Source organism: Methylobacterium segetis, from assembly GCF_004348265.1.
GTDB classification, from domain to species: Bacteria; Pseudomonadota; Alphaproteobacteria; order Rhizobiales; family Beijerinckiaceae; genus Methylobacterium; species Methylobacterium segetis.
Genome location: NZ_SMNT01000059.1, coordinates 1 through 16,133, shown reverse-complemented (window position 1 = coordinate 16,133; position 16,133 = coordinate 1). Strand labels below are relative to the sequence as shown.

Here is a 16,133-nt window from a genome sequence, read left to right as displayed (position 1 = left end):
CCGCCCTCTCCCCCGCCCTCTCCCGGACGGGAGAGGGAGCCCGCGGCGTCCCTCGACAAGGATCCTCGATGCCCCACCTCATCGCCCGGCTCGCGCGGGCCGCGGGATACGTGCCGGCCGCGAAGGCCGCGCCCCTCGCGGGGCCGAGCTTCGCCCTCTACGGGGACGGGCGCGCCGTCTGGACGGCGCGGGAGGGCGGCGCGCTCGCCCGGGAGGGCTTCCAGCGCAATGCGGTGGTGCACCGGGCCGTGCGGCTCGTCGCCGAGGCCGCGGCCGCGCTGCCGCTGATCCTCACGGGGCCGAGCGCCGAGGCTGCGCGCCCGCTGACCGCCCTGCTCGCCCGGCCAAACCCGCGCCAGGGCGGCGCGCGGCTCCTCGAGGCGCTCTACGGGCACCTGATGGTCTCGGGGAACGCCTACCTCGAGGCGGTGAGCCTCGACGGGCGCCCCCGCGAGATCCACGTGCTGCGGCCCGACCGGATGCGTGTGGTGCCGGGACCCGACGGCTGGCCCGCCGCCTACGCCTACGACGTCGGCGGGCGCCGCCTGCATTTCGACCAGGCCGGCGCGGGGCTGCCGCCGATCCTGCACCTGACCCTGTTTCACCCCCTCGACGACCATTACGGGCTCTCGCCGATGGAGGCGGCGGCGGTGGCCCTCGACATCCACAACGCGGCCGGCGCCTGGAACAAGGCGCTCCTCGACAACGCGGCGCGGCCCTCCGGCGCCCTCGTCTTCGGCGGGCCCGGCGGCAGCTTGAGCGAGGCGCAGTTCAGCCGGCTCAAGGGGGAGCTCGAGGCGAACTACCAGGGCGCGGGCAATGCCGGGCGCCCGCTGCTCCTCGAAGGGGGTCTCGACTGGAAGCCCCTCGCCCTCTCGCCGAAGGACATGGATTTCGTGGAGGCGAAGGCGGGCGCGGCCCGCGAGATCGCGCTCGCCTTCGGCGTGCCGCCGCTCCTCCTCGGCCTGCCCGGCGACAACACCCACGCCAACTACGCCGAGGCCAACCGCGCCTTCTACCGCCAGACCGTGATCCCGCTGGTGCGGCGCACCGCCGAGAGCCTCGCCCACTGGCTGGAACCCGCCTTCGGCCCGGCGAGCCTGGAGCCCGACCTCGACGCGATCGAGGCCCTGGCGCCCGAGCGCGAATCCCTCTGGCGCCGGGTGCAGGGGGCGGATTTCCTCACCCCCGACGAGAAGCGCGAGGCCGTGGGCTACGGGCCGGGCGGCTGACGACGGGCCTGCGGCGGCCGGACGGCTGCGGGCGGCGCCCCGCGCCCCCTCTCCCGTCCGGGAGAGGGTTGGGGTGAGGGATGCGCCGTGTCCGGATGACGCGAACCCCTCACCCGGTGCGCTGACGCGCACGCGCCCTCCCCGAACGGGAGAGGCGACCACACCCCTTCCCCGCGAGGTCCCCCGATGGACGGCCATTTTGCCGGCTATGCCAGCCTGTTCGGTGTGCCCGATCTCGGGCGCGACGTGGTGGCGGCGGGCGCCTTCGCGGAGACGCTGCGCGCCCGCGGCCCCGCGGGGGTGCGCATGCTCTGGCAGCACGATCCGGCCGAGCCGATCGGGCGCTGGATCGCCCTCGCCGAGGATGCGCGCGGCCTGCGCGTCGAGGGCCGGCTCAACCTCGCCGTGCAGCGGGCCCGCGAGATCGACGCCCTGATGCGGGAGGGCGCGGTCGACGGGCTCTCGATCGGCTTCCGCACGCTCCGGGCCGCCCCCGACCGGGCGGGCTACCGCCATCTGCGGTCGATCGACCTCTGGGAGATCTCCCTCGTCACCTTCCCGCTGCAGCCCGGCGCCCGCATCGCCGGCAGCGATGCCGGGCCGCTCGTCGCCGAGATCCGCTCGCTCGCCCGGCGGCTGGCGCCGCCGCGGCGCGGCCCGGGCCTGCAGACCCGCTCCCACCCCACCCCCGCGATCCGGCTGCGGCCGGGCCTGCGGGCCTGACCCCTCCGTTCCCAACCGCGAGACGCCGCATGACCCTCCCCGACACGACCGAGACGAAGACCGCCCCCGCCCTGGAGAACAAGGCCGGCGCCGGCGAGACCAAGGCGGCGCTCGCCGACCTCGCCACCGCCTTCGAATCCTTCAAGGCGACGAACGACACGCGGCTGGCCGAGATCGACCGGCGCCTCTCGGCCGACGTCGTGACCGAGGAGAAGCTCGCCCGCATCGACGCGGCGCTCGACGCCGCCCGGACGCGCCTCGACCGGATCAGCCTGGAGCGCGCGAGGCCGCCGCTGGCCGGGGCCGAGACCGGCGGCCCGAGCGACGGGCTCGGGGCCGAGCACAAGGCGGCCTTCGACCTCTACGTGCGGGCCGGCGAGAGCGCCGGGCTGAAGCGGCTGGAGGAGAAGGCGCTCTCGGCGGGCTCGGGGCCCGATGGCGGCTACCTCGTGCCGCCCACGATCGAGCGCGAGGTGCTGCGCCGCCTCGCCGCCCTCTCGCCGATCCGGGCGCTCGCCACCGTGCGCACCATCTCGGCCGGGCAGTACAAGCGGGCGATGTCGCAGAGCGCGGCCGCCGCCGGCTGGGTCGCCGAGGCGGCGGCGCGCCCGCAGACCGACGGGCCGACCCTGTCCGAGCTGAGCTTCCCGGCGATGGAGCTCTACGCGATGCCCGCCGCGACCCAGACGCTCCTCGACGACGCGGTGGTCGACATCGACGCCTGGCTCGCCGACGAGGTCGAGACCGCCTTCGCCGAGCAGGAGGGCACCGCCTTCGTCAGCGGCAACGGCGTCAGCCGCCCGAAGGGCTTCCTCGCCGCCGACACGGTGGCGAATTCCGCCTGGGTGCCGGGCAAGATCGGCTTCGTCGCGACCGGCGTCTCGGCGGGCTTCCCGGCCGCCAACCCCTCCGACGTGCTGTTCGACCTCGTCTACGGCCTGCGCGCCGCCTACCGCCAGAACGGCACCTTCGTGATGAACCGGCGGGTGCAGGGCACGATCCGCAAGTTCCGGGACGCGGACGGCAACTACCTCTGGCAGCCGCCGCTGGCCGCGGGCGCCGCCGCGACGCTGCTGGGCTTCCCCGTGGCGGAGGCGGAGGCGATGCCCGACATCGCGGCGGGCAGCCACGCGCTCGCCTTCGGCGATTTCCGCCGCGGCTACCTCGTGGTCGACCGCGCCGGGCTGCGGGTCCTGCGCGACCCCTATTCCGCCAAGCCCTACGTGCTGTTCTACACCACGAAGCGCGTCGGCGGCGGCGTGCAGGACCACGAGGCGATCAAGCTCCTGCGCTTCGCCTGACGCGGGCGGATCCCGGCTCCCGCGGGGGCCGGGATCCCGCATCCGCGCCGTGATGGGCGGCCGCGATGATCATCCTTCAAGTTGCAGAATTCGCTGTCTTTCCGTCACATTCACGATATTTGATAACCTGAGCGATGTTTTCTCCGGAACAGCGGCTTCTCCTCTCCCGTCACGCGGCCCTAGATGTCCCGGGCTTGCGAGGGGGGACGGCGCGACATGAACCGGGACGGGGCGATCAACGCCAAGGCCGAGATTTTCCGGAAGGCCTTCGATTTCCGCGAGGTGGCCTCGGCGTCGCTGGAGGAGAGCGACGGGCCGCTCTTCGCCGCGCCCCGCGGAACCGAGATCTTCGACCGGATCCTGACGGCGCGCAGGCGGCGGTCCCTCGATGCGAGCGAACAGATCGCCCTCGGCCTGCTCCGGCGCCCGCGCGTGCAGGCCGACCTCAAGATCGGCATCTTCGTCCAGGACGAGCGCCTGCGCCATTCCGCGATCGTCGAGATGGCCCTCGGGATCGTCGGCGAGCGCGAGGCCGAGGTGATCGTCACCGGGCCCGTCCGGTGCCAGACGCCGGTGAATGCCGGGACATGCCGTCCTTTGCGGATAGGCGGATCGGTCGGGCACGCTGCCGTCACGGCCGGCACGCTCGGATGCTTCGTCCGGTGCCGGACGAGCGGCGATGTCGGCATCCTGTCGAACAACCATGTCCTGGCCGCGACCAATGCCGGCGCCCGCGGCGACGTCATCCTGCAGCCCGGACGGGCGGATGGCGGCTGCGGGTCCCTGCCGACCACGCACGTGGCCGAACTTCGCGACTTCGTACCGATTGACTTCGCCCCGGATGCCGCGAACTTGGTCGATTGTGCGTTCGCCCCGCTCACGAACGGCGTGGGCCGCACGACCGATCGTGTCAGCGATCCCCTGTGCCTGCGGGCGGACTGGAGCGTTGCGACCGTGGACGATCTGATTCTGGCCGGAGCGCCGGTCCGGAAAGTCGGGCGGACGACCGGCTACACGGAGGGCTCCGTCCTGGCGATCGGCGTCGACAACGTCGTCGTGCGGATGCCGGGCCGGACGCGGAAGATCGCGCGCTTCGACCAGCAATTCGCCATCGCCGGATCGGCCGGCGCGTTCTCGAGCGGCGGCGACAGCGGCTCGCTCATCTTCACGCAGGAGGGTCACCCCGCGGCCCTGCTCTTTGCCGGCACAGAATCCGGCGGCCCGCAGGGCGGTGGCATCACTTATGCGAACCCGATCCAGACTGTTTTGGACTCGTTAAACCTCGATATCTATACTGGCCAGTGAGGGACCCGGCCATGGATCATCGGCGCGAGAAACTTCTGGCCTCGAAATCCGCCGCCATGAAGGCCAAGGCCGCCTTCATGGCCCAGTATATCGAGGGTCACGCCGACCGGGCCGCCGGCCTCGGCGTCAGCAAGAGCGGCGAGGCATGGGCGTTCGTGGTCTTCGTCCACACGCCGGACGCCGCCGCCGAGCTGCCCGACCATTTCGGCGCGTTCGACGTCGAGGTCCAGGTGACCGGGCCGGCCAGGGCTTACTGACCGGCCCCGCGGAGGCCGGCTATTGCCGCCGCCGGCCGGGCCGCGCCATCCAGTCCGTGCGGCCGGGGGCGCGTGCTGCCGCCTCGCCGGCCTGGAGCTGCGAGAGCTCGGCCGCGCGGGCGCTGATCCAGCCCGTGTGCTCGCCGAGCGGCGTCACGGCCGTGAAGCCGCCGCAGGCGGTGCGCTGGCGGGTGTTCTGCTGCATGGCCCCGCTCGACCAGCTCACCACGCCGACGATCTGGTAGCCGCCGGGGCCGCCCCGCAGGATCGGGCCGCCGGAATCGCCGAGGCAGGCGCCCGCGCCCACCGTCTCGGCGAAGCGGCGCCGGTCCGTCACCACCGTGACGCGGTTGGCGACCTGCAGCGAGCCGATCGAGACGAGATGCGCCTGGCGCAGCGTGCGCGCCGTGTTGCGGCGGTTCTCCGCCACGACGCCGAAGCCCGCGATGTCGACCGGATCGCCCTTGGAGATCGAGCCGGCGCCGCGCGGGTCGAGGGGCTGGAAGTCCGGCCCGAGCGGCTCGGCGAGCTTGATCATGGCGAGGTCGACGCCCGGCTGGTCCTCCGGCGTCGTGCCGGGCACGAAATCCGGGTGCATCGAGGCCGCCACGGCCGAGATGCGGCGCTGGCGGAACGCGCGGTCGACCGCCACGACGCTGTAGCCCGCCCGGTGCATCACGCAATGGGCGGCGGTGAGCACGAGGTCGGGCGCGATCAGCGTGCCGGAGCAGATCTCGCCCTGCGTGCTCTCGATCCGCACCACCGAGGCGCGAAGCCCGTTCGGGTCCCGCGAGACCTCGCCCTGGATCACGGCCTGCGCCGGCAATGCCCCGAGGGGGCTCAGCGCCAGCGCGGCGCCGAGGACGGCCTTGCGGAAGGGGATCGCGAACATCGGGTCTCTCTCGCAGGCCGGGTGCAGGCGGCAGTCGAATGGAGCGTAGCGTAAGGCAATGGGCCGGCCAAGCTCCGGTTCCCGCCGGCCTCCTCACGGAGCCGTCAGGCGTGGAGGTGGATCCTCCACGGGGTGGAGTGCGGAGTCTCGCGCGGGTCGGCCCGCGGATGCACCAAGCGGGCGCTGCGGAGGGCGTGAAGGCGGAGGCGAGGCACGGCACGGAGCCCAAGCCTCCGAGACTGCAAAAAAAATCAACCTGAGGTTATTATTTTCCGTTTGCTTCCCGCGTATCCGCCCGACCAGACTGACTCGACCCGGCCCGTCCTGCTCGTCCCCATGGTCATAACCCCGAAGCACGCGAAATATTACGCCCTCCGCACGGCCTCGCGGGAAGCTGTCGCCGAGAGTTTTCTGGTCAAGATCAGGCGCTCCCAGCACGCCTCGTCCTGGAACGGCGTCGTCTTCGGTTCCATCGACAAGGGCGCGACGGATTGTGCCCGCCTCGAATGGCCGAAGCACTACTCAGATCAGACACATCGCGGATTTTCTGAGAGCTGGGAGACGCTGCACAGGAAGTTTCTACCGATCCCATCCTTCTTCGACCTCGCGATCTGGCAACGAATCGAGGGAGAACTCGTCCTCCCGGGGGCTGGCACTGGGCAAACCTGCGGATGGTCAGAAGCACCTGACGCTGAATTGATTTGAATGATCGTTTGCGCCAGACTACCTGCGTGGCGGGGTCCTGCTGCCGTTCCCGGCCTGCACCGAAGAATACGCCAAGCACCTCGCGTGCCGACGGGTTCTGATCAAGGACCCCGTTGAACCTGCCAGATACCAAAGGCACGGCTACGCCCTGCCCGCGTTCGCGCGGCCTACTTGTGCAAGGAACCGTGAGATGTCGACGAGTGTGGCGGGGACCTCCAAGGCCGTCGAAGTCCGTGACGAGATGACGGCCGCCCTCGAGGCTGGCGCCGCTCACGCGGCCGCCTTCTACGCATCCGGCCGGAACACGCTCGTCGACCAGCTTTCGCAAGAGGCGTGGGAGGCGTGGGACGGCTCTGACGAACTCGCCCTCGTGTTCGACCCGGATGGGGTCGATCTGCCGGACGACGCCGATTGCGACTTGGCCGCCTGAGGCGCCGTAGACGGCATCGTGGATTCAGCCCCGCTTCGGCGGGGCTTTTCGTTTCAGGCCCAGCGAACAAATCGAGCGGGTGGATCGTCTCCACTTCCAAGCGGTCGACATCTGTCCACACACAGGGTCCCGAACCGGGGCCGTGGGCCAGGATTCTGGCCTCCGGTTTGACCGTCGCGCTTGAGGTTGCCGGCTTCGTTCAACGGAAGGTCCGCTCGAGGTGATGAGCGGCCCGAGCGATGGGCAGCGAAGAACCGTCACGTCTTCTCTGCTGCCAGGACGTGCGCCACGATCGCGTTGGCGTGTCCATGACCCATCCCGTGATCGCTCTTCAACATCGCGACCAATTCCATGTGCTTGGCCGGAAGCCTTTCACGGACAAGTTGCTGCCACTCACGAATGGGCCGACCGTATTTTTTCTCGATCGATGGAAAATACGAGGCTGGCCCCTTGGTCGGTTCGGCAGACACTGCGCGACGGGCTCCGGATGATTGTGGCTGACGGCAGTTTGGACGCACGAACCTCTCACCGCAACGGGACCTTGCCGGGCGATGCGGACTTCGCGCCAATGCCAGCCCAGGGTCGAAAGCAGCCCCGCGCGCGTGAGTCCCAGGCGTCGGATTCCGTCCCCTAGGCCCCTCACTCCCACACGGCCCGCCGCCCCCAGCCCTGCAGGGTGCGGTCGAGCCAGTCCCGTTGCGGGCCGAGAAGGACGCCCTGTGAGATCGCGCCGCAGGGGCCGCCTCCGACCCAGGCCGTGACGGCGACGATGGCGCCGTCGCCGCGGGCGATCGGGCCACCGGAATCGCCCTGGCAGGCGCCGGCCGGGCCGGCGGCGGGCTTCAGCCAGACCAGGATGCGGCTCGGGCCGTAGGGTTCCACCACGGGCAGGCTCGCGCTGCGGAAGGTGCCGGTCGTGCGCGCCTCGCCGGCCCGCGCGACGCCGTAGCCCGACAGGACGAGGCTCTCCCCCGCCCGCGGCCCGTCCGCGGCGAGGCGCGCGGGCGCGAAGCGCGCGGGCAGCGGGGTCGCGGTGCGCAGGAGCGCGAGGTCGATCGAGCGGCGCCGCCCCGCGATGGCGCCGGCATCGTAGCCCGGATGCACCGCGCGGCCCGCGACCTCGACGAGCACCGGCTCGGCCCCCTCCCGGTAATGCACCCGGTGCTCGGCCCGGCCCGCCGCGCAATGGGCCGCCGTCAGCACCGTGTCGGGGGCGAGCACCACGGCGCTGCAGACGCCCCCGTCCGAGGACAGGACCATGACGCTGCCGGAGGCGCCCTCCGGCGCCTCGCGGCCTCCCACCACCGCGCCGGCCGGCCCTGCGAGCGCCCCGAGGGCGAGCGCGGCAGAGCCCAGACGCGCCCCGAGCCCGCGCGCACCGACACGCAAGCCCCGCGCACGCCGCCCGATCGGCCGCGCCCGGCCGGAGATTGGATCCATGAGCCCTGCCCTCCCGACGCCTCCGATACGGCTCGACGGACCCGCCGTCGAGCCGGTGAGCCTCGCCGAGATGCGGCTCGACCTGCGCCTCGACCCGGACGACACAGCGGAGGACGGGCTCGTTGCCGCCCTCCTCGCGGCCGCCCGCGCGCGGATTGAGGCGGAGACGCGCCGCATCCTCGTGCCCGGCCGCTTCCGCCTCGTCCTCCCCGCCTGGCCGTCGGAGGGCGGGCTCACCCTGCCCCTCGCCCCCGTCGTCGCGATCGAGGCGGCGAACCTGCTGGCCCGGGACGGCACCGCGACCGCGCTCCCGGTTGGGCTGCTGCGCCTCGGGCCGGACCGCGTCGAGGCGCCGGTCCTCCTCGTCGAGGGCAGCCCGCCGCCGCTCCTCGGCCGCAGCCTCGCGCTCGAGCTCGGGGCCGGGCATGGCGGGGCCGGGCCGCCGGTGCCGCCACCGATCCTGCTCGCGATCCGCCGCCTCGCGGCGCTCTGGTTCGAGCATCGCGGCGACGAGCCGGCCGGCGGCCTGCCGCCCGACGCCGCCGCCCTCGTCGCGCCCTATCGCCGCCTGACCCTCTGACCGCGAGTCGCCGCCATGACCCGCCCCTTCATGACGCGCTCCTCCATGACGCGTCCCTCCGCACGGCCCGCCCTCGGGGCGCGCCGCCGCCGCTTCGTGCTCGAACGCCCGGTCGAGGACCCGGACGGGTTCGGCGGGGTACTCCGCCGCTACGTCTCCGGCCCGGTCCTGTGGGGGGCGATCGAGCCCGTGGGCGAGGCGGAGCGCACGCGCCTGCGCGGCGGCCGCGGCGATCCGGTCGCCACCCACCGCATCACCCTGCGCGCGCGCAGCGGCCTCGCGCCCGCGATGCGCCTCTGCGCCGGCCCGCGCCGCTTCGTCATCCGCAGCCTCGCGCCCGCCGGGCCGCCGGGCGGCGACCTCGTCTGCCGCGTCGAGGAAGTGCCGGAGGAGACGCCGTGAGCCCGCTCCTCGCCCTGCGCGCGGCGATCCTCGCGCGGCTTGCCGCCGACGCGACGCTGATCGGCCTGATGGGCGGGCGCCTGCGCCTCCACGACGAGCCGCCGCGGGGTGCCGCGCCCGTCTACGCGATGTTCGGCGATGCCGAGATCCGCGACGCCTCCGTCGACGGCGCGGCCCGCCACGCCCACAGCCACGCCCTCGTCGTCTTCGCCAAGCCCGGCTCCGCCCGCACCGGCCTCGACGCGGCCGAGCGCATCGCCGCGCTCCTGAGCGAGGGCGGTCTCGCCCCCGCCGGCCACGCCCTCGTGACCTGCCGGGTGCAGGCGCTCAAGGCCACCCGCGACGAGGCGAGCGGCGAAGCGCGCTGCGTCCTGATCCTCGACGCCGTCACCGAGGCGGCCTGAACCCTCGCGACCGGAGCCCCCGATGACCGCCCAGAAAGGCAAGGACCTCCTCATCAAGGCCGGCAACGGCAGCGGCGGCTTCGTCGCCGTGGCGGGGCTGCGCGCCCGGCAGATCGCCTTCAACGCGGAGGCCGTCGACGTCACGAACGCGGATTCGGCCGGGCGCTGGCGCGAGTTGCTCGCGGGCGCCGGCATGCGCCGCGCCGCGATCTCGGGGGCGGGCGTGTTCCGCGACGAGGCGTCGGACCTGCGCCTGCGCCAGCTCTTCTTCGACGGGCTGATCGAGACCTTCCAGATCGTGGTGCCCTCCTTCGGCATCCTGGAGGGACCCTTCCAGGTCACGGCGCTGGAATACCGCGGCGACCATGCGGGCGAGGTCACCTTCGACATGGCGCTGGAATCGGCCGGCGCCATCGGCTTCACGGCGATCTGAGCATGAGCCCGCGCATGGCGAACCGCCGCCGCGGCGAGGTGCCGCTCGACCTCGGGGGCGAGCGCCTCACCCTCTGCCTCACCCTCGGGGCGCTCGCCGAACTGGAGACGGCGCTCGGCGCCCCCGACCTCGCCGGCCTCGCGGAGCGCTTCGCGGGCGGGCGGCTTGCCGCGCGCGACCTCATCGCGCTCCTCGGCGCCGCGCTCCGCGGCGGCGGCCACGACATCGACGATGCGGGCGTCGCCCGGCTGCCGCTCGCGGGCGGCATCGCGGCGGTGACGGAGGCGCTCGGCGAGGCCCTCGCTGCCGCCTTCGGGGAACCGGATTCATCGTCGGATCCGACCTCGGACCCTTGCCCGCCACGGGAGGCCGAGAGAGGGGAGACATCCCCGCCTTCCCGTGGGATTCCGCGCTGACGCTCGGGCTCCACGCCCTGCGCTGGCGCCCGCAGGACCTCTGGTCCGCCACGCCGCGGGAGCTGGCGCTCGCCGCCGGCGCCGCGCGCGCCCCCGAGGCGGCCCGCCGCGCCGACCTCGCGCGCCTCCTCGCGGCGTTTCCGGACGGGGCCTGAGGCGCGCCCCGCATCACCCCGCCGAGGCGCCGCGGCCCGAGACGCGAGGCGCCCCCTCTCCCGGACGGGCGAGGGGACCCGCGCTCGACCCTCGAAGCCCGCAGACCGCGCCCGGAGCCGCCCCATGACCGAGACCGACCTCGACCGCGCCAACGCGGCCCGCGTCAAGCAGCTCGACGCCCTCGACCGGCTCGCCCAGAAATTCGGGCAGAGCCTCTCGAACGCGCTCGCCCGCAATCTCGGGACGGGGCGCCAGCTCGACAGCCTGCTCGGCTCGCTGTCCGCGAAGCTCGCCGGCCTCGCCGTCAAGGCGGCGCTGAACCCGGTGAAGCAGGGCATCACCGGCCTCGTGAACGGCCTCCTCGGCACGCCCTCCCTCGGGGGCGAGGCGGCCTTCGCCCGCGGCGGCGTCCTCTCCGCGGGCCGGGTCCGGCCCTTCGCGGGCGGCGGCGTGGTCGCCGCGCCCACGTACTTCCCGATGCGCGACGGCACCGGGCTGATGGGCGAGGCGGGGCCAGAGGCGATCCTGCCGCTGAGGCGCGGCAGCGACGGGCGCCTCGGCGTCGCGGCCGGCGCGGGCCAGCGGCCCGTCGCGATCACCGTCAACATCGCGACGCCCGACGTCGCGGGCTTCCAGCGCTCCGAGGCGCAGGTCGCCGCCCAGCTCGCCCGCGCCGTCGCCCGCGGGCGGCGCGCCCTGTGAGCCCGCATCCGCCCGGACCCGTCCCGCGACACGGAGCGTCCCCATGCCCGCCGATTTCCACGAGGTGCGCTTTCCCCTCGACGTCTCCCTGCGCGGCAGCGGCGGCCCGAGCCGGCTCACCGAGATCGTGACGCTGGCCTCGGGCCGCGAGCACCGCAACAGCCGCTGGGCGGATTCCCGGCGCCGCTACGATGCCGGCTTCGGCATCCGCAGCCTCGACGCGCTGCACGCGGTCGTGAGCTTCTTCGAGGAGCGGCGCGGGCGCCTCTACGGCTTCCGCTACCGCGACCGGGTCGATTTCCGCTCGGGACCGCCCGGCCGGGCGATCGGGCCGACCGACCAGCCCCTCGGCACCGGCGACGGGGCGACCCGCACCTTCGCCCTGGCCAAGACCTACGGCGGCGGCCCGCTGCCCTACCGGCGCGCCATCGCCAAGCCCGTGGCCGAGACTGTGCGGGTGGCGGTGGCCGGCCTCGAGGTGGCGCGGGGACGCTTCGCCTGCGACGCGACGACGGGCCTCCTCACCTTCGCGAGCGGGGCCGCCCCGCCCGCGGGCGCTCCCGTCACCGCGGGCTTCGAGTTCGACGTGCCCGTCCGCTTCGACACCGACGACCTCACGGTCGACCTCGAAGCCTTCACGGCGGGCGAGATCCCGAAGGTCCCCCTCGTCGAGATCGTGCCCTGAGCGGAGACGGCCGATGCGCGACCTCCCCCCCGCCCTCGCCGCGCGCCTCGCCGCGGGCGCGACGACCCTCTGCCATTGCTGGTCGCTGACGCGCCGCGACGGCCTGCGCCTCGGCTTCACCGACCACGACCGCGACCTCACCCTCGGCGGGCTCGTGCACGCCGCCCGAACCGGCCTCGCGGCGGCGGAGGCCAGCGCCGAGCTCGGCTTCGCGGTCTCCGGCGGGGACGTCTCCGGGGCGCTCACCGCGCTCGGCCTCACCGAGGCCGACATCGCCGCCGGGCTCTACGACGGGGCCGCCGTCGAGACCTGGCTCGTCGACTGGGCGGAGCCCGAGGCGCGCCTCCTCCTCGACGTCGCCAGCCTCGGCGAGATCCGGCGGGCGGGCGACGCCTTCGTGGCAGAACTCCGCGGCCTGATGGAGCGCCTCGACGCCGAGCGCGGCCGCAGCTTCCGCGCCACCTGCGACGCGGACCTCGGCGACGCCCGCTGCGGCGTCGATCTCGGCCCCTTGCGGATCGCGGGCCGGGTGATCGGCGAGCCGGAGCGGGGCAGCCTCCTCGTGAGCCTCTCCGGCCTCCTCCCGGACGCCGCTTTCCCGGGCGGGCGCCTCGCCTGGACGGGGGGCGCCAATGCCGGGCTCTCCGCCGACATCCGGGCCCAGGTCGCGGGGCGCGCCGGCACGCGGCTCGACCTGCGGGAGGTGCCGGCCCGCGCGGTCGCGGCGGGTGATGCCTTCACGCTGATCCCGGGCTGCGACAAGCGCCTCGCCACCTGCGCCGGGCGCTACCGGAACGCCCCGAACTTCCGCGGCTTCCCGCACCTGCCGGGCAACGACTTCGTGCTGCGCCAGGCCGGGGGCCAGGGGACCGGCCAAGCCGCCGGCCCCCCGCTCGACGGCGGCAGCCTGTTCCGCGCCGGCTGAGGGGGAGGGTTGATCATGAGGGACGCGGTGGTCGCCGCGGCGCGCGGCTGGATCGGCACGCCCTACCGGCATCAGGCCTCGCTCAGAGGAGTCGCCTGCGACTGCCTCGGCCTCGTGCGGGGCGTCTGGCGGGAATGCCTCGGCCCCGAGCCGGAGGCCGCCCCGCCCTACGCGGCCTCCTGGGCGGAATCGGCCGCCCCCGGCACCGACCCGCTGGCGGAGGCGGCCGCCCGCCACCTCCTCCCGGTGCCGATCGGCCCCGGCTACGAGCCCGCCCCCGGCGATCTCCTGCTCTTCGCCTTCCGGGCGCACCTGCCCGCCCGCCACTGCGCCATCGCCACGGGGCGGGGCTCCATGATCCACGCCCATGACGGGGCAGCCGTGGCGGAGGTGGCGCTCACCCGCTGGTGGCGGCGCCACCTCGCGCACGCCTTCCGGTTCCCGGAGGCGCCCGAGAGCCGAACCGGCGATCCCTGACACCTGAGACGAATCGTCCTTCCGGAGCCCGCCATGGCGACGCTGATCCTGTCCACGGCGGGCGCCGCGCTCGGCACCGCGCTCGGCGGCCCCGTGGGCGGGCTGATCGGGCGGGTGGTCGGGGCCGCGGCCGGCGGGGCGATCGACGGGGCGCTGCTCGGGCCGGGCTCCGGCCCGCGTCAGGTCGAGGGGCCGCGGCTCGCCGATCTCGCGGGCCTGTCCTCGACGGAGGGCGACCCGGTGCCCAGGGTCTACGGCCGCGCCCGCATCGGCGGCACGCTGATCTGGGCGACGCGGCCCCTTGAGGTCGCGACGAAGAGCGTGGAGCGCGGCGGCTCCGGCGCCAAGGGCGGCGGCGGCGGCAAGACCCTGCGCACCACCTACGCCTACTCGGCCAATCTCGCGGTCGGCCTCTGCGAGGGCGAGATCGCGCTGGTGCGCCGGGTCTGGGCGAACGGGCAGGAGGTCGACCTCACGACCCTCACCCACCGCGTCCATACCGGCCGCGCCGACCAGGCGCCGGACCCGCTGATCGTCGCGAAGGAGGGCGCGGAGAACGCCCCCGCCTATCGCGGCCTCGCCTACGTCGTGTTCGAGGCGATGCCGCTCGCCGCCTACGGCAACCGCATCCCGCAGCTCGCCTTCGAGGTGGTGCGGCCGGTGGCGGGGCTGGGCCGCCTGATCCGGGCCGTCAACCTGATCCCCGGCGCCACCGAATCCGGGCTCGACCCGCTGCCCGTCACGGAGGATCTCGGCCTCGGCGCGAGCCGGGCCGCCAACCGCGTCCAGCTCCAGGGGGCGACCGACGTGCTGGCCTCCCTCGACGCCCTGCAGGCGCTCTGCCCGCGCCTCGAACGGGTTTCGGTGGTGGTCTCCTGGTTCGGGGACGATCTCCGGGCCGGGCATTGCACCGTGGCGCCGCGGGTCGAGGACGGGACGAGGCGCACGATCGGCGCGGAGTGGAGCGTGGCGGGCTCCGGCCGGGGCACCGCCCGCATCGTCTCGCGGGGGCCGGACGGCGGCCCGGCCTATGGCGGCACCCCGTCCGATGCCGGGCTCGGGCGCCTCGTCGCGGAGCTCGTCCGCCGCGGGCTGAAGGTCGTGCTCTACCCGTTCCTGATGATGGACGTGCCGGCCGGAAACGCCCTGCCGGACCCGCGCGATCCGGGTGCCTCGCACCAGCCGGCCTATCCCTGGCGCGGGCGCATCACCTGCGACCCGGCGCCGGGCGTCGCGGGCAGCCCGGACGGGACGGCGGCGGCGGCCGCGCAGGTCGCCGCCTTCTTCGACGGGCCGTCCGGCTACCGCCGCATGGTGCTGCACTACGCGGACCTCGCCGCCTTCTGGGCGGCGGGCGGCGTGCCGATCTCGGGCTTCATCCTCGGCAGCGAATTCGTCGGCCTCACCCGCGTGCGGGGCGAGGCCGCGCGCTACCCCGCCGTCGAGGCCCTGCGCGACCTCGCCCGGACCGTGCGCCCGCGCCTGCCGGGCGCCGCCCTCGTCTACGCGGCGGACTGGACCGAGTACGGCGCCCATGTCCGCGAAGGGGGCGCCAGCGTCCGCTTCCCCCTCGACGCGCTCTTCTCCGACCCGAGCCTCGACGCCGTCGGCATCGACTTCTACCCGCCCCTGTCCGACTGGCGCGACGGGCCGGGCCACGCCGACCTCGCCGAGGCGCCCGACATCTACGACCGCGCCTATCTGCGCCGCCGCCTCGGCGCGGGCGAGGCCTTCGACTGGTACTACGCGGACGAGGCGGCGCGGCAGGCGCAGGCGCGCACCCCGATCACCGACGGCGCCGCCGGAAAGCCCTGGATCTACCGGGCGAAGGACCTCGTCGCGTGGTGGTCGAACCCGCATGTGGAGCGCGACGGCGGGGTCGAGACCCGCACGACCGCGTGGCGGCCGCGGAGCAAGCCGATCTGGCTCACCGAGATCGGGGTGCCGGCGGTCGACAAGGGCACGAACGGGCCGAACGTCTTCCCCGACCCGAAATCGGCCGAGAACGCGGCCCCACCCCATTCGAGCGGCGCCCGCGACGACCTGATCCAGGCCCGCGGCCTCGAGGCGATCCTCGGCCGGTTCGACGCGGCCGTGCCGGGCTTCGATCCCGCCCACAACCCGGTCTCGCCGGTCTATGGCGGGCCGATGGTGCCGCCGGGGGCGATCTTCGTCTGGGCCTGGGACGCGCGGCCCTTCCCGGCCTTCCCGGACTACGCGACCCTCTGGGCCGACGCGCCGAACTGGGTCCTCGGCCACTGGATCACGGGGCGCGTCGAAGGGCTCGACCTCGACCGGCTGATCCCCGCGATCCTCGCCGATCTCGGCATCGCCGCGCCCCTCGACATCGCGGCCTCGGCCCATCTCGACGGCTACGTGATCGACCGGGCGCTCTCCGCCCGCGCGGCCCTGGAGCCGCTGGCGCAGCTCTACGGCCTCGACGTCTCGGCGGTCGCGGGGACCTTGCGCGTGCGCGGCCCCCGCCGCGAGGCCGCCGAGACAATGTCCGCCGACGACCTCGTGCGCACCGGCGACGAGGCGCCCTTGCGGCGGGTGCGGGCCGAGGACGGCGCGCTGCCCGCCCGCATCGAGATCGGCTTCACCGACGCGGAGAGCCCCGAATACCGCCGCGCCGCGGCCGCCGCCGCGCCCGCCGCCGCGCCCGCCG

20 protein-coding genes are annotated in these 16,133 nt (G+C 74.4%); 17 read left to right on the top strand and 3 right to left on the bottom strand.

Annotated elements, in window-relative coordinates:
- Window positions 1-68 precede the first annotated feature (68 nt).
- From E1J50_RS15980 to E1J50_RS15960, 5 genes are all read left to right on the top strand, one after another.
- On the top strand, window positions 69-1,232 hold the full coding sequence (locus E1J50_RS15980; protein WP_132254834.1) for a phage portal protein: 1,164 nt from the start codon (window positions 69-71) through the stop codon (window positions 1,230-1,232).
- 186 nt (window positions 1,233-1,418) lie between these two features.
- Entirely contained in the window at window positions 1,419-1,955 is a 537-nt protein-coding gene (locus E1J50_RS15975; RefSeq protein ID WP_132254833.1) for an HK97 family phage prohead protease, read from the top strand.
- 29 nt (window positions 1,956-1,984) lie between these two features.
- Entirely contained in the window at window positions 1,985-3,256 is a 1,272-nt protein-coding gene (locus E1J50_RS15970) for a phage major capsid protein (protein WP_132254832.1), read from the top strand.
- 216 nt (window positions 3,257-3,472) lie between these two features.
- Window positions 3,473-4,561, top strand: coding sequence for a chymotrypsin family serine protease (locus E1J50_RS15965; protein WP_132254831.1), 1,089 nt, complete (start codon window positions 3,473-3,475; stop codon window positions 4,559-4,561).
- Between the two features lie 11 nt (window positions 4,562-4,572).
- Window positions 4,573-4,818: a hypothetical protein gene (locus tag E1J50_RS15960; RefSeq protein WP_132254830.1), complete on the top strand. Its 246-nt coding sequence runs from the start codon at window positions 4,573-4,575 to the stop codon at window positions 4,816-4,818.
- A 19-nt stretch (window positions 4,819-4,837) separates the two neighbouring features.
- On the opposite strand, the gene E1J50_RS15955 is transcribed toward E1J50_RS15960, so the two are convergent.
- Window positions 4,838-5,710: a S1 family peptidase gene (locus tag E1J50_RS15955; protein ID WP_132254829.1), complete on the bottom strand. Its 873-nt coding sequence runs from the start codon at window positions 5,708-5,710 to the stop codon at window positions 4,838-4,840.
- 895 nt (window positions 5,711-6,605) lie between these two features.
- Between E1J50_RS15955 and E1J50_RS15950 the strand changes: the two genes are divergently transcribed.
- On the top strand, window positions 6,606-6,845 hold the full coding sequence (locus tag E1J50_RS15950) for a hypothetical protein (protein ID WP_132254828.1): 240 nt from the start codon (window positions 6,606-6,608) through the stop codon (window positions 6,843-6,845).
- Window positions 6,846-7,102: 257 nt separating this feature from the next.
- On the opposite strand, the gene E1J50_RS15945 is transcribed toward E1J50_RS15950, so the two are convergent.
- Window positions 7,103-7,315, bottom strand: coding sequence for a DUF4287 domain-containing protein (locus E1J50_RS15945; protein WP_132254827.1), 213 nt, complete (start codon window positions 7,313-7,315; stop codon window positions 7,103-7,105).
- Between the two features lie 169 nt (window positions 7,316-7,484).
- Entirely contained in the window at window positions 7,485-8,285 is an 801-nt protein-coding gene (locus E1J50_RS15940; RefSeq protein WP_132254826.1) for a S1 family peptidase, read from the bottom strand.
- Between E1J50_RS15940 and E1J50_RS15935 the strand changes: the two genes are divergently transcribed.
- The 11 genes from E1J50_RS15935 to E1J50_RS15885 form a co-directional block, all read left to right on the top strand.
- Window positions 8,284-8,865, top strand: a complete 582-nt coding sequence (locus E1J50_RS15935) for a head-tail connector protein (RefSeq protein ID WP_132254825.1) — start codon at window positions 8,284-8,286, stop codon at window positions 8,863-8,865. The genes E1J50_RS15940 and E1J50_RS15935 overlap by 2 nt on opposite strands.
- Before the next feature lie 15 nt (window positions 8,866-8,880).
- Window positions 8,881-9,267: a head-tail adaptor protein gene (locus E1J50_RS15930; protein WP_245516602.1), complete on the top strand. Its 387-nt coding sequence runs from the start codon at window positions 8,881-8,883 to the stop codon at window positions 9,265-9,267.
- Window positions 9,264-9,671: a tail completion protein gp17 gene (gene gp17 / locus E1J50_RS15925; RefSeq protein ID WP_245516601.1), complete on the top strand. Its 408-nt coding sequence runs from the start codon at window positions 9,264-9,266 to the stop codon at window positions 9,669-9,671. The genes E1J50_RS15930 and gp17 overlap by 4 nt, the downstream gene beginning before the upstream one ends.
- Window positions 9,672-9,693: 22 nt before the next feature.
- The gene (locus E1J50_RS15920) at window positions 9,694-10,104 is read left to right on the top strand and encodes a phage major tail protein, TP901-1 family (protein WP_132254824.1); all 411 of its coding nucleotides are present in this window, start codon (window positions 9,694-9,696) and stop codon (window positions 10,102-10,104) included.
- Window positions 10,105-10,118: 14 nt separating this feature from the next.
- Window positions 10,119-10,520, top strand: coding sequence for a gene transfer agent family protein (locus tag E1J50_RS15915; RefSeq protein WP_132254823.1), 402 nt, complete (start codon window positions 10,119-10,121; stop codon window positions 10,518-10,520).
- Window positions 10,457-10,675 carry a phage tail assembly chaperone gene (locus E1J50_RS15910; protein ID WP_132254822.1) on the top strand — a complete coding sequence of 73 codons (219 nt, stop codon included), beginning with the start codon at window positions 10,457-10,459 and terminating at the stop codon, window positions 10,673-10,675. The genes E1J50_RS15915 and E1J50_RS15910 overlap by 64 nt, the downstream gene beginning before the upstream one ends.
- Before the next feature lie 124 nt (window positions 10,676-10,799).
- A complete protein-coding gene (locus tag E1J50_RS15905) occupies window positions 10,800-11,378 on the top strand; it encodes a phage tail tape measure protein (protein WP_132254821.1) in 579 nt (192 codons plus the stop codon).
- Between the two features lie 43 nt (window positions 11,379-11,421).
- The gene (locus E1J50_RS15900; protein WP_132254820.1) at window positions 11,422-12,063 is read left to right on the top strand and encodes a DUF2460 domain-containing protein; all 642 of its coding nucleotides are present in this window, start codon (window positions 11,422-11,424) and stop codon (window positions 12,061-12,063) included.
- Between the two features lie 13 nt (window positions 12,064-12,076).
- On the top strand, window positions 12,077-12,988 hold the full coding sequence (locus E1J50_RS15895) for a DUF2163 domain-containing protein (RefSeq protein WP_132254819.1): 912 nt from the start codon (window positions 12,077-12,079) through the stop codon (window positions 12,986-12,988).
- A gap of 15 nt (window positions 12,989-13,003) precedes the next feature.
- The gene (locus tag E1J50_RS15890; RefSeq protein WP_132254818.1) at window positions 13,004-13,465 is read left to right on the top strand and encodes an NlpC/P60 family protein; all 462 of its coding nucleotides are present in this window, start codon (window positions 13,004-13,006) and stop codon (window positions 13,463-13,465) included.
- A gap of 33 nt (window positions 13,466-13,498) precedes the next feature.
- Window positions 13,499-16,133, top strand: a 2,635-nt coding sequence (locus E1J50_RS15885; protein ID WP_132254817.1) for a baseplate multidomain protein megatron, incomplete at its 3' end; no start/stop codon positions are given.